Origin of the sequence: Pseudomonas orientalis (assembly GCF_002934065.1) — a bacterium.
Classification (GTDB): domain Bacteria; phylum Pseudomonadota; class Gammaproteobacteria; order Pseudomonadales; family Pseudomonadaceae; genus Aquipseudomonas; species Aquipseudomonas orientalis_A.
This window is the reverse complement of the sequence record NZ_CP018049.1, coordinates 2,143,059-2,155,397: the sequence shown is the minus strand read 5'-3', so window position 1 is coordinate 2,155,397 and position 12,339 is coordinate 2,143,059. Positions and strand designations below refer to the sequence as shown.

10 protein-coding genes are annotated in these 12,339 nt (G+C 61.0%); 7 read left to right on the top strand and 3 right to left on the bottom strand.

Going from position 1 to position 12,339, the window contains the following annotated elements; all coding sequences use genetic code 11:
- Positions 1–58 precede the first annotated feature (58 nt).
- A complete protein-coding gene (locus BOP93_RS09810) occupies positions 59–1,027 on the bottom strand; it encodes a hypothetical protein (protein WP_104502439.1) in 969 nt (322 codons plus the stop codon).
- Between the two features lie 196 nt (positions 1,028–1,223).
- Between BOP93_RS09810 and BOP93_RS09805 the strand changes: the two genes are divergently transcribed.
- Positions 1,224–2,720, top strand: coding sequence for a PAS domain S-box protein (locus tag BOP93_RS09805; protein WP_104502438.1), 1,497 nt, complete (start codon positions 1,224–1,226; stop codon positions 2,718–2,720).
- A gap of 102 nt (positions 2,721–2,822) precedes the next feature.
- Positions 2,823–3,095: a DUF1652 domain-containing protein gene (locus tag BOP93_RS09800; protein ID WP_104502437.1), complete on the top strand. Its 273-nt coding sequence runs from the start codon at positions 2,823–2,825 to the stop codon at positions 3,093–3,095.
- Positions 3,096–3,325: 230 nt separating this feature from the next.
- Here the strand turns inward: BOP93_RS09800 and BOP93_RS09795 are convergent, their stop codons facing one another.
- Positions 3,326–3,634: an RcnB family protein gene (locus BOP93_RS09795; protein WP_104502436.1), complete on the bottom strand. Its 309-nt coding sequence runs from the start codon at positions 3,632–3,634 to the stop codon at positions 3,326–3,328.
- Positions 3,635–3,817: 183 nt separating this feature from the next.
- On the opposite strand from BOP93_RS09795, the gene BOP93_RS09790 reads away from it, so the two are divergent.
- The 3 genes from BOP93_RS09790 to BOP93_RS09780 all read left to right on the top strand — a co-directional run bounded on the left by BOP93_RS09790 (position 3,818) and on the right by BOP93_RS09780 (position 7,772).
- Positions 3,818–4,375, top strand: coding sequence for a helix-turn-helix domain-containing protein (locus BOP93_RS09790; protein WP_104505263.1), 558 nt, complete (start codon positions 3,818–3,820; stop codon positions 4,373–4,375).
- A gap of 11 nt (positions 4,376–4,386) precedes the next feature.
- Complete coding sequence (locus BOP93_RS09785) at positions 4,387–5,733, top strand: glutamine synthetase family protein (protein WP_104502435.1); 1,347 nt, start codon at positions 4,387–4,389, stop codon at positions 5,731–5,733.
- A gap of 179 nt (positions 5,734–5,912) precedes the next feature.
- Positions 5,913–7,772 (top strand): DUF3857 domain-containing transglutaminase family protein, encoded by a 1,860-nt coding sequence (locus BOP93_RS09780; RefSeq protein ID WP_104502434.1) that lies wholly within the window; start codon positions 5,913–5,915, stop codon positions 7,770–7,772.
- Between the two features lie 128 nt (positions 7,773–7,900).
- On the opposite strand, the gene BOP93_RS09775 is transcribed toward BOP93_RS09780, so the two are convergent.
- A complete protein-coding gene (locus tag BOP93_RS09775; RefSeq protein WP_104502433.1) occupies positions 7,901–8,791 on the bottom strand; it encodes a LysR family transcriptional regulator in 891 nt (296 codons plus the stop codon).
- A 129-nt stretch (positions 8,792–8,920) separates the two neighbouring features.
- Here BOP93_RS09775 and BOP93_RS09770 point away from each other — a divergent pair, with 129 nt between their 5' ends.
- The gene (locus tag BOP93_RS09770; RefSeq protein WP_104502432.1) at positions 8,921–10,567 is read left to right on the top strand and encodes a GMC family oxidoreductase; all 1,647 of its coding nucleotides are present in this window, start codon (positions 8,921–8,923) and stop codon (positions 10,565–10,567) included.
- 65 nt (positions 10,568–10,632) lie between these two features.
- Complete coding sequence (locus tag BOP93_RS09765; protein ID WP_104502431.1) at positions 10,633–12,255, top strand: MFS transporter; 1,623 nt, start codon at positions 10,633–10,635, stop codon at positions 12,253–12,255.
- The last annotated feature ends 84 nt before the right edge of the window (positions 12,256–12,339 follow it).

Below are 12,339 nucleotides of genomic sequence, written 5' to 3'. Positions count from 1 at the left end.
GTAAAATGTCGGGCATTTTACGCGTTCACCGAGGCGGCGTCCTTGCCGCAGACAGTTTTTAAGCCAATGGCACGCGACGGGTTGTCAGCGCGATACGACCGACAAAGAAGCTCAAGGCCGCACCCAACAGCAGCATCGCCAAGGTGCTCCAGGCTGCACGAGACAGTTGCTTGGCCGCCACTTCACCGGCTTCACGGGCTTTCTGCTCAGCCTGTTGCTTGAGTTGTTCGACTTTCTGCATGGCCTGTTGATAAGCCTGGGCATAGTTATCGACGATCTGCGTGGCTTCTTCCTTGCTCTTGCCGGTGCGCGCCGCGACGATGTTGACCAGGGCCTCTTTATCTGCCGCGTTCAGTGCAGGCTCGCCGGATGCTTTCACGCGCTCGAACCACTGCTTGAGCTCATCGCCCGCCTGGGCAGGGTTGGTCGCTGCGTCAGTCGCCGTTTGCTTGCCATCGGCTGCAGCCTGGTCGGTTTTCTGCTCGACGTTGGCGGGGTCCAGCTCAGGCTTGCCTGTTTGCTTGAGCAAGGTATCGAGTTGGCCTTGCAGGCTGTTCCAGTCCAGCTGGATACCCTGCTCATTCAACTGCTGCTTGATGCTGTTGCCGATCCCCGGTGCGGCGGCGGCAATACCACTGCCGGCAGCCGACAGACCTTTACCCACCACGTTGCCTGCGGTGCCCACTACGCTGGAGGCCAACCCTGCCAGCAGCCAGGTGGTCAGCAAGGTGGTCAGGGTCCAGGTCAGCACCCCGTGCAGGCCGCCACGGTCCGGCGCGGTGCGCCCGGCCACGAACGCGCCCAGTGCCACGGCTATCAGCGTCGAAACGAACAGCCAGACCCCGGCACCCGTGCCGAAGCCGCTTAGCGGATTACCCGCCTCCATTGGCTCGACGGCACTGGCGCCAATGGCCGTACCCAACACGCTCAACACCAGGTAGGTCACCAGTGCAATTGCACTACCGGCCAATACCGAGCTCCACGACACCCGAAACAGCGATCGATTGGTTTCATAGACAGTGGTCATACAAAGGTCCTTTTCAAATTATCGGAGCAAGGCCAAGTGCCTTGTTGGGTGTGAGTGTGGCGAAACGACATACGTTCAGTCGTGGCCCAAATGCACTATCTGGCCTGGTGCATTCGCACTCCCACGGGGACAATTTCTCTGCACTATCCAGAACCTGGAATGTCGTAATTCAATGCGTCCACCCCTCGGAGAATCTATGACACAGGATGTTCTTGCCAAAGAAACCAACCGCCGCCAACTGCAACAGATCATCTCCGGGTTATCCGACGGTGTGATACTGGCGGAGGTCGACCAGACCATTCTCTGGGCGAACGAGGCCGCACTGGTCATGCATGGCGTAGGCGACGTCATGGGGCTGGGCGCCAACACCCGGCAATACGCCGAGCGCTTCAGTCTGCGCTATCGCAACAACCACCCCTTGCAACTGGACAGCTACCCCCTGGCCCGCGCAGCGGCGGGAGAAGAATTCAGCGACGTGATCGTGGAGGTCATTCCTACCGCCGACCAGGAAAAAACCTGGGTGCACCGCCTGCGCAGCCTGGTCATCACTGACGCACAGGGTGAGCCGGAACTGCTGGTGCTGATCCTCAGCGATGCCACCGAATGGGCCAGCGCCGAACAGCGCTTCGAAAAAACCTTCAACGCCAACCCCGCACCTGCCGTAATCTGCCGCCTGAGCGACCTGCGCTACATCAAGGTCAATCAGGGCTTCCTGGAAATGACCGGCTACAACCGCGATCAGGTCATCGGCAAATCCGTGTACGAACTGGACGTGCTCGAACACGCCGAGCGCAAGGACTTGGCGATCGAGCGCCTGGGGCAAGGCGCGACCATTCCGCAGATGCAGGCCGAATTGAGGTTGCCCGAAGGCGGCAGCAAGCTGGTTGTCGTGGCCGGCCAGCCCCTGGACATGAATGAAGAAGATTGCATGCTGTTCTCGTTCATGGACCTGGAGCCGCGTCGCAAGGCGGAAATCGCCCTGCGTCAGAGCGAAGAACGATTCGCCAAATCCTTCCGCCTGACGCCAGTGCCGACCCTGGTGTGCAACGCCGCCAATCGCCAGGTTGTGGACGTCAACGAAGCATTCATGAGCATTACCGGTTACATCAGTGAAGAATTGATCGGCAAGTCCATCGAAGAAATCAACTTCATCGACAGCCTGACCGCCAGCGCGCAATTGTTCGCCACGCTGGAAAAAGCCGGCAACCTCGACGGCCATGATCTGAAGGTTCGCAAGAAAGGTAATGAAGTGATCGATTGCGTAGTGTCCGCCGATACGGTGGTGATCCAGGATGTGCCGTGCTACCTGCTGGTGTTCATGAACATTACCGAACGCAAGCGCTCGGAACTGGAACTGGTGGCGGCCATTGAGGAAGTGATGCAGGACGCCTCCTGGTTCAGCCAGACCCTGATCGAGAAACTGGCCAACGCCAAAAGCGTCAACAGCCCTAACCTGCCGAACGTTTCCTTCACCGACCTCACGGCCCGCGAACGGGACGTGCTGGGCTTGATCTGCGAGGGCCTGGCCGACAAGGAGATCGCCTCGCGCTTGAAGCTCGCACCCAATACCGTGCGCAATCATGTGGCCACGGTGTACTCCAAACTGGGCGTTCACAGCCGCAGTGCGGCCATCGTCTGGGCCCGTGAGCGCGGGCTGTTCGCTGGCGAACTGCGGGTAAAAACCAAGCGCTGAGAGTGCAAATGCACTAGTACGGCTAGTGCGAATTCGCCTTATTAGGCAGCGGGGCAAGCAATAACCTTGAAGGCATCGTATGTGTGCCTTGAAGGAACCTGCATGTTTACCCTCTCTCAACTGCGAAATTGCATCGAAGAAGGCCTGTCGCCGCTGACCTGCGAATTCACCCTGTGCCGGGATGCGTCTTTGACCCTCAAGGTATTCGACGCCGAAACCGGCCGGGTCGACCTGGTGGTCACCGGCATCAGCGCCAACCGTCTGCAGACCCCCGAGGAAGTGGCGAAGATGGTCGATGAATTGCGCTACGAACTGCAGAGCAATACGGTCGGCAAACTCACGCTGGATGACTTGCCTTCAGCTTCGCCCCAATAAAATAGAACACCCCTGCGCCGACAATAAAGCCACAAACGCCGGGCTCAAACCGAGCGGAAGCCGACCTGCCTGATGTCGAGGGCAAAGTGGCGGACAACAAGTGATTCACCGTGCGGGATAGTTTCTAATTGCGCCAGGCATCGTGCTCTCTTTCCTTGAAGGTAACGCGACCATTGCGGCCGGTTACCCTGACGCAAGTAAAGAGGGCACGAGCAGGTGGCCCGGCAGGATTATTTCTTGACGGGGGTAATCTCAAGGATGGTGCCGTTGGTGGTCTTGAGCAGGACGTACTTGTCGCCTACACGCGCCCATTGACTCTCATCTTCGGGCTGCTTGAGGCCGCGTTTTTTCCAGTCTTTAACCGCTGACTCCTCGCGCATCAACATGTCCGGAGCGCGGTCGCCTTCTTTCAAGTCACGGGCATTGATGTTCGAAGGCTGCACGGTTTCCTGGGGAGTATCACCGGCCTGCACCACGAAACTGGCGGTGGACAGGCTTGCGGCAACGAGAACACAGGCAACTAGGGATTTGGACTTCATGGGTGCTCCTTCAATTCAGGGGGACGTACCCAGAATCCGACCGCGGCGGTGCGCAATCATTCAGCTCAAAACACCCATCGACCCTGTGGCGAGGGAGCGCGCTCCCTCCTGCAAACCTCCACGCCCATTGCCCCTATGAAATTAATCCTGTAATTTTTCATGAAATTACTCGAACTGAATTTCATGACACCCCAAGACGAACTCGCCACCCTCGCCGCCTTGATCCACGACCTGCGCAAGCACAAGAAGCTCACCCTTGCCCAGCTTGCGCAAAAAATTAAGCGATCGGTGGGTTTTCTGTCCCAGGTCGAGCGCGGCCTGTCGCGCCCAACCGTAGCCGACCTGACCGCCATCAGCCACGCCCTCGACGTACCCACTACCTATTTCTACAGCCTCCCCAAACCCAAGGCGGTGGACTGGGTCACGCGGCCCAACGAACGGCGCACGGTGTACTACGCCAATGGCATCACCGACATCCTCGTCTCGCCCAGCATGAACGGCGCATTTTCGATGCTCGACAGCCTGCTGGCACCCGGTGCCAACAGTGGTGAGCAAATCATGAGCGACCGCGCCGAACAGGCCGGTTTCGTGCTGGAGGGTGAGCTGACCCTATGGGTTGAAGGTGAAGCCGATGCGGTCACCCTCGGTCCGGGCGACAGCTTCCATCTCGCCAGCTTCGCCCACTGCCGCTACGCCAACCTGACCGACCTGCCCGCCCGCGTGCTGTGGGTTTACAACTAGGAGCTGCACCCGTGAAAAGCCCCTCTGCAACCTTGCTGGCCGAAGTACGGACCTTCCGCCAGAATCACCCCGACGTGCGCTACGTCGACCTGATCGCCCTGGACATTGCGGGGCATTTCTACGGCAAGCGCTACCCGGTGGACATGCTCGAGAAAGTCGCCGCCGGCAGCCCCTTGAAGCTGCCGCAGAACGCCGTATTGCTGGGGGCCCAGGGCGGGTTGTTCAAGATTGGCGACTACTGCTTCAACGACGGTGACCCGGACGCCAATCGGCGCCTGGTGCCGGGCACGCTTAAGCCGGTGAGCTGGGAGTCGCAGCCGCTGGGGCAGATGCTGATCACTTCCGACGGTACCGAAGCGCCGATCGAATTCGAACCCCGCGAAGTATTGGCCAAGGTACTGGAGCGCCTGCATCTCAAAGGCATCCATCCGGTCGTGGCGTTTGAGCTGGAGTTCTACCTGTTCGACAAAAAGCTCGACAACGGCCTGCCGCAATTCCCCCGCGACCCGCTGAGCGACGATGCCGACGACCAGCCCACCCTGCATATCGACCGGCTGTCGCGCTTTGGCGACGTGCTGGACGACATGGCGCAAACCGCCACGGCCCAGGGCATCGATATCACGGTGATCACCGCCGAAATCGGCCCGGGACAGTTCGAAATCAATTTCGGCCATTGCGACGACGGCCTGCGCGCCGCCGACTGGGCCGCCCTGTTCTGCCGCAGCACGCGCGGCGTGGCGCTCAAGCACGGCTATCGTGCCAGCTTCATGGCCAAGCCTTACCTGCAGTTTCCCGGCAGCGGCATGCATGTGCACGTCAGCCTGTATGACGGTGCGGGCAACAACCTGCTGGCGGCGCACCAGCAGCAACCGCTACGCCACGCCGTGGCCGGTTGCCTGGGGTTGCTGCCCCATTGCATGCCGATCTTCGCGCCCAACCACAACGCTTTGCGCCGGCTCGGCGGTACGGTCAACGCCGCCACCCGCGCCAGCTGGGGTTTCGAAGACCGGGATGCGTGCGTGCGCATCCCCGAGTCGGACCCGCGCAACCTGCGTATCGAGCATCGCCTGGCCAGCGCCGACGCCAACCCCTACCTGGTGCTGGCGGCGATCCTCGCCGGTTTGGAGCATGGCCTCGAAGCCAGGCAGGAACCTATCGCACCGCTGAATGAAGACCGCAGCAGCGGTACCGATTTCCCGGTGGAAATGCTCGACGCCGTGCGCGCCATGCAACATCAGCAGATTGTGCGCGACAAGCTGGGCGCGGAATTTGTCGATGTGTATTGCGAGAACAAGCGCCAGGATCACCTGGCGTTCCAGCAGGAGATTCATGCGCGGGAATATCGCTGGTTCCTTTAGCCAACGACCACGGGCGAAATACGAAAGGCCTGACACACATCAAGGAAAGGCTCTAGAACGGGCCTTTCAGGCGAAAAAATTGTCGAACAATCCTGGCCTTGGCCGTTGAGAGCGATTATCATCCGGCGCCTTCTCACTACCCGTCGGGTAGTTGTTTCAATGTGTCACCCGAGGCGCCCATGTACCGTTTTTCGTTTCACCGCCCCTTGATTGCCATCAGCCTGTGGCTGCTCTCCCATGCAGCCTGCGCGGCCCTCCAACCTATTGCCGAAGCCCCACTGGCCAGCGACACCGAAGTGCACTGCCACTTCAATCGCGACGCCAGTACCGACTGCACCACCACCTACCACTACACGATCCTTGCACCCAACGGCCGCGACATGCTCTCGCGCATCGACTTCAATTATTCCGAAGGCGACCGGTTTGAAGTGATCAGTGCGCAAACCACCCAGCCTGGCGCCAAACCGGTCGCCCTCGCCGCCTCGCAAATCGACACACGCACAGCGCCCAACCCGGACCAGGGTTTCAGCCGTGACCGGCAAACCTCTTTGGCTTTCCCCAACCTGCGCGTGGGCACGCATATTCGTTACACCGTGCGCGAGCACTATGCCGCCAAGCCGTTGATGTCCCAGTTTCACTACGTGCTCAAGTTAGGCGTCAGCGCGGCCCGTCGTGACCGCTTCAAGGCACGCTTCACCGCCGAGGTACCGATCCAGTGGCGCAGTGAGCTGTTCGATGATTTCAAAGTGACGCCTTCGGCCAACGGCAAGACGCTGGACGTGGTGCAAAAACAACCGGTGTACCTCAACTACATCAATGAGTCGTCCGATGCGGCATTGCTGCGCACCCCGCGCCTGGAACTGGGCAGCGCCCTGGAGCGCCAGGCCTATTTCGGCGATTTGGCCCAGCGCTACAACCAGATCCTCGGCGCCAACCTGCCGGCACACGCCGCTGCCGCCGTGGCCGCTGCTGGCAAGCTGGCCCCGGCGGAACAAGTCGCCGCGCTGATGCAGCACATCAACGATCACTACCGCTACCTGGGCGACTGGCGCGCCACCGAGCGCGGCTATGTGCCGTTCAACCTGGCGGAAATCGAGGAACATGGTTATGGCGACTGCAAGGACCTGGCGATCCTGCTGACGGCAATGCTCAAGGCAGCCGGCATCAAGGCAGAGACGGCATGGGTCAGCCGCGGCGATGCGGTGGACGCCTTGCTGATCCCGGGCACCCAGGCGCCGAACCACGCCATCGTGCGTGCCAAAGTAAGCGGCCAGGTGTGGTGGCTCGATCCGACCAATCCGGTATTCGCGCCTGGCCAGACCATGCCCGACATCCAGGATCGCTGGGTACTGGTCAACGATGCCCAGGGCCAGGTGCGCGAAGAACAGATACCGCTGGAACGCCCCGAAGTCGCGGTGCGTCTGGACAAACACGTGCAGTTCGGCAAGCAAGGCGATGGCGCAGTCGAGGCCACCCTTACCTTCAGCCGCCTGCCGTTGATGCAACTGAGCGTCGCCGACCGTCAGCAAGGCAGCACCGCGACCGACCAGAACATCTGCGCGAACTTTGGCAACGACATCAGTGACTGCCGGATCACCCGCCAACCCACCACATTTGGGGTGCGCGACGGCTACAGTGTCAACGCGCAAATGAACGACCAACGCGCCCTGGAAAAGCTGGACGACGATTACGTCTACACCGACCCTTCGCTAAAAGATCGCTGGGAGGGTTACATCAATTACCGCCGCCAGGGACAACAGGCCGACCTGTATCTGGGCAACCCTGAAACCTATGACTACCGCTACACCCTGAGCGGCGCGCAGATGGAAAAAGCCCTCCCCGGCTGCCGGGTGCGCTCGCCGTGGTACGACCTGGACCTGGAGGGGAATCTGGAGGATGGCACGCTGCGCTATCACTATCGCCTCAGCCAGAAAAAACGCTGGTTGACCCATGATGAAGTGGCCAGCGATGCGTTCGGCAAGATGATTGATGAAGCACGCGCCTGTGCCGAGCAGGTGCATCAGGTAGTGAAGCTCTGAAATCAGACACAGATCAAATGTGGGAGGGGGCTTGCCCCCGATAGCTTTGTATCAGTCAATGCAGCTGTGGCTGAACCACCGCTATCGGGGGCAAGCCCCCTCCCACAGTTTTGATTCGGTTTCGTCAGTCAGCTTTCGCCCAACAGCAGGCTCTGCTCCCGCGCGCACAACTCCACCACATAATCCCACAACACCCGCAACCGCACCGACTTGTGCAACTCCCGCCGCGAACTGATCCAATAACTGCGCTGGATACTCTCCCCCGGCAACAACGGCACCAACTGCGCATCGCCCGCCGCCATGAAACAGGGCAATACCGCGATCCCCAAACCGGATCGCGCGGCCTGGTGCTGGGCAATCACGCTGGTGCTGTGGAAGACCACCTTGGGACTGCGACAAAAACTGCTGAGGAATTTCAGTTCCTGGCTGAACAGCAGGTCGTCGACGTAATCGATCCAGGCATGGGCCGCGAGGTCTTCGCGCTTTTCAATCGGCGCATGACGCGCAAGATATGCGCGACTGGCGTACAGCGCCAGGCGATAATCGGTGAGTTTGCGGGTGACCAGTTGATCGACACTGGGGCGTTCCAGGTGAATGCTGATTTCCGCTTCGCGGTTGAGGATGCTGACAAAGCGCGGCACCGCGACCAGTTCCACTTCCAGGCCAGGGTAACGTTCAAACAGCCCGCCCATGCGCCCGGCGAGGAACATTACCCCCAAGCCCTCTGCCACACCGAGACGAATCTTGCCCAGGGGCGCCGCCGAGTGGGTCAGTTCGTCTTCAGCCAGCAGCGCCACGTTTTCCATGGCTTCGGCATGTTTGAGCAGGGCTTCGCCGGACGGCGTCAGCTCGTAACCCTGGGCGTGCTGCACGAACAGCGCCGTACCGAGGCTTTTTTCGATGGCCTCGATATGCCGCGCCACCGTGGCGTGCGTGGTCTTCAAACGTTGCGCGGCGGTGAGCAAGCGGCCGCTGCGCTGCAATTCGAGAAAAAACCGCAGGTCATTCCAGTCGAACATATCGCCTCCGTTGCGCACGAGTGGGCAGCGCTGTTTAAAAACGCACAGCAGCTGGGCAAAAACTAACATTTTTAAGACGAAAACTAACAACTAGGATGGAGCCAATAAGAAAAACAAGCGAGACCCCAGATGCCCACTGCAACTGCTGAATACGATTATGTGATCGTCGGTGCCGGCCCCGCCGGCTGCTTGCTGGCCAATCGTCTGTCCGCCAATCCGGCCCATCGCGTCCTGCTGCTGGAAGCCGGTGGTCGCGATAACTACGCCTGGATTCATATTCCGGTCGGCTACCTGTTCTGCATCGGCAACCCGCGCACCGACTGGTGCTTCAAGACCCAGGCCCAGGCCGGCCTGCAAGGTCGCGCCCTGAGCTACCCGCGCGGCAAGGTACTGGGCGGTTGCTCGTCCATCAACGGCATGATCTATATGCGCGGCCAGGCCCGGGACTATGACGGCTGGGCGGCGCAAGGCAACCCGGGCTGGGCCTGGAATGATGTCTTGCCGCTGTTCAAGCACAGCGAAAACCATTTCGCTGGCGATTCGCCGTTCCACAGCGACGGCGGCGAATGGCGCGTCGAGCAGCAGCGCCTGCATTGGCCCATCCTCGATGCGTTTCGCGACGCAGCCGAGCAGAGCGGCATCGCCAATATCAGCGATTTCAATCAGGGCGATAACGAAGGTTGCGGTTATTTCCAGGTCAACCAGAAGGCCGGGGTGCGCTGGAACGCGGCCAAGGCGTTTCTCAAACCGGTCCGCCAACGCCCCAACCTGACCGTATTGACCGAGGTGGAGGTCGACCGCGTGGTGCTGGAAAACGGCCGCGCGTCTCAGGTGATCGGGCGCCGCCATGGCCAGCAACTGAGCTGGAAAGCCTGCCGGGAAATCGTGCTGTGCGCCGGTGCGGTCGGCTCGCCAGGCATCCTGCAACGCTCAGGCATTGGCCCTGCGCATGTGCTCAAGCCGCTGGGTATCGACGTGGTGCATGAACTGCCGGGCGTCGGTGGCAACCTGCAGGACCATCTGCAACTGCGTCTGATCTACAAGCTGGAAAACGCCCGCACCCTGAACCAGATCGCCGGTACCGTATGGGGCAAGATGGGCATGGGCCTGCGCTACCTGTATGACCGCAGCGGGCCGCTGTCGATGGCGCCCAGCCAGCTTGGCGCATTTGCCCGCTCCGGCCCGGAGCAGACCTCGGCCAACCTTCAATACCATGTGCAGCCGTTGTCCCTGGAGCGCTTTGGCGAACCGCTGCACGCGTTTCCGGCCTTTACCGCCTCGGTCTGCGACCTGCGCCCACACAGCCGCGGGCGCATCGATATTCGCTCGGCCAACCCGGCGGACGCACCGCTGATCCAGCCCAACTACCTCAGCCACCCCGAAGACCTGCGCGTGGCCGCCGACGCCATTCGCCTGACCCGGCGAATCGTGGCAGCGCCGGCCCTGAGCCGGTTCAAGCCGGTGGAATACCTGCCCGGTGACGCGCTGCAAACCGAAGAACAATTGCATGAAGCCGCGGCGCGCATCGGCACGACCATCTTCCATCCGGTGGGCACCTGCCGCATGGGCGATGACAACGACGCCGTGGTCGACGCACAACTGCGCGTGCATGGCGTGCCGGGCCTGCGTATCGCCGACGCCTCGATCATGCCGCGCATTACCTCGGGCAACACCTGCTCCCCGACGCTGATGATCGCCGAGAAGGCCGCGCAGTTGATCCTCTCACCGAACACAAGGAGCCTCGCCCCGCAGAGAGAACTGGTTCACGCAATCTGAATAGCGGCGCCGCACCCGGCGCCGACAGTGGAACAACAATAAATAATCACTGTGAGGGTTACCCGATGTCAGAACATGCTCAACCCCTGGGCTCGGCGATGGATGCGAGTACCGGCAACGACTCGAAGAAAGTCATTTTTGCCTCGTCCCTCGGGACGGTTTTCGAATGGTATGACTTCTTCCTCTACGGCGCCCTCGCGGCGGTGATCAGCAAGCAGTTCTTTGCCGGGGTCAACGACACCACGGCGTTTATCTTTGCGCTGATGGCATTCGCCGCAGGCTTCGTGGTGCGGCCGTTCGGCGCGCTGGTATTCGGCCGCCTGGGCGACATGATCGGGCGCAAGTACACCTTCCTCGTCACCATCATTCTGATGGGCGTGGCCACCTTTTGCGTGGGCCTGCTGCCGACCTATGCCAGCATCGGCATCGCCGCGCCGATCATCCTGATCGTGCTGCGCATGCTGCAAGGCCTGGCGCTGGGCGGCGAATACGGTGGTGCCGCCACGTATGTGGCCGAGCATGCGCCTGCCGGCAAACGTGGCTTGCACACCAGCTGGATTCAATCCACTGCCACCCTCGGCCTGTTGCTGTCGTTATTGGTGGTGCTGGCCTGCCGTTACTTCACCGGCGACCAGTTCGAAGTGTGGGGCTGGCGCATCCCGTTCCTGTTTTCCATTGTGCTGCTGGGCATCTCCACCTGGATCCGCATGAGCCTGCACGAATCGCCGGCATTCCTGAAAATGAAAGAGGAAGGCAAGGCCAGCAAGGCGCCGATCCGCGAGTCGTTCGGTAAGTGGGAAAACCTCAAGGTCGTGCTGATCGCGCTGTTCAGCATCAATGGCGGACAGGCAGTGACCTTTTATGCGGCGCAGTTTTATGTGCTGTTCTTCCTCACCCAGTTCCTGAAGATGGACCCGGCCCTGGCCAACATGTTGCTGATCATCAGCGTGGTGATTGGTGCGCCGTTCTTCATCCTGTTTGGTTGGCTGTCGGACAAGGTCGGGCGCAAGCCGGTACTGATGCTTGGCCTGTTGCTGGCAACCGTGCTGTATTTCCCGATCTTCAAGGGCCTGGCGCACTACACCAACCCGGCGATGGACCAGGCGAGCCGCCAGGCACCGATTACGGTGCTGGCCGATCCGGCCACCTGCACCTTCCAGTTCGACCCGGTGGGCAAGGCGCGCTTTGACAGCCCGTGCGACAAGGTCAAGACCTTCCTGGTCAAGCAGGGCCTGCCCTACAGCAGCGTCGCCGCCCCAGCCGGCGCGCCGGTACAAGTCAACGTGGGCGACGTCAGTATCGATGGTTTTGACGAAGCGGCATTGCGCGGCGCGGTGACCCTGGCCGGCTACCCGAGTTCGGCGGACATGGCCCAGGTCAACAAGGTCATGGTGGTGGTGCTGATCGTGGCGCTGATCCTGATCGCAGCCATGTGCTACGGCCCCTTGGCGGCGCTGATGGTGGAACTGTTCCCGACACGCATCCGCTACACCTCGATGTCGCTGCCCTACCATATCGGTAACGGCTGGTTCGGCGGGTTCCTGCCCACCGTGTCGTTTGCGCTGGTGGTGTACACCGGGGATATCTTCTATGGCCTGTGGTATCCGGTGGTGGTGACCGGCGTGAGCCTGATCGTCGGACTGTTCTGCCTGAAGGAAACGCGGCATGTGGATATCGACAATAACTGAGTTGCCTTAAGCACTGCACATCCCCTGTGGGAGGGGGCTTGCCCCCGATGGCGGTAGTTCAGTCGATGTCTTCAAGACTGATAC

Bases quoted from the DNA above. Each gene is read 5' to 3' on its own strand.
- BOP93_RS09765 (WP_104502431.1), top strand. From the start codon at position 10,633: ATGTCAGAACATGCTCAACCCCTGGGCTCGGCGATGGATGCGAGTACC.
- BOP93_RS09780 (WP_104502434.1), top strand. From the start codon at position 5,913: ATGTACCGTTTTTCGTTTCACCGCCCCTTGATTGCCATCAGCCTGTGG.
- BOP93_RS09805 (WP_104502438.1), top strand. From the start codon at position 1,224: ATGACACAGGATGTTCTTGCCAAAGAAACCAACCGCCGCCAACTGCAA.
- BOP93_RS09790 (WP_104505263.1), top strand. From the start codon at position 3,818: ATGACACCCCAAGACGAACTCGCCACCCTCGCCGCCTTGATCCACGAC.
- BOP93_RS09775 (WP_104502433.1), bottom strand. From the start codon at position 8,791: ATGTTCGACTGGAATGACCTGCGGTTTTTTCTCGAATTGCAGCGCAGC.
- BOP93_RS09810 (WP_104502439.1), bottom strand. From the start codon at position 1,027: ATGACCACTGTCTATGAAACCAATCGATCGCTGTTTCGGGTGTCGTGG.
- BOP93_RS09770 (WP_104502432.1), top strand. From the start codon at position 8,921: ATGCCCACTGCAACTGCTGAATACGATTATGTGATCGTCGGTGCCGGC.
- BOP93_RS09800 (WP_104502437.1), top strand. From the start codon at position 2,823: ATGTTTACCCTCTCTCAACTGCGAAATTGCATCGAAGAAGGCCTGTCG.
- BOP93_RS09795 (WP_104502436.1), bottom strand. From the start codon at position 3,634: ATGAAGTCCAAATCCCTAGTTGCCTGTGTTCTCGTTGCCGCAAGCCTG.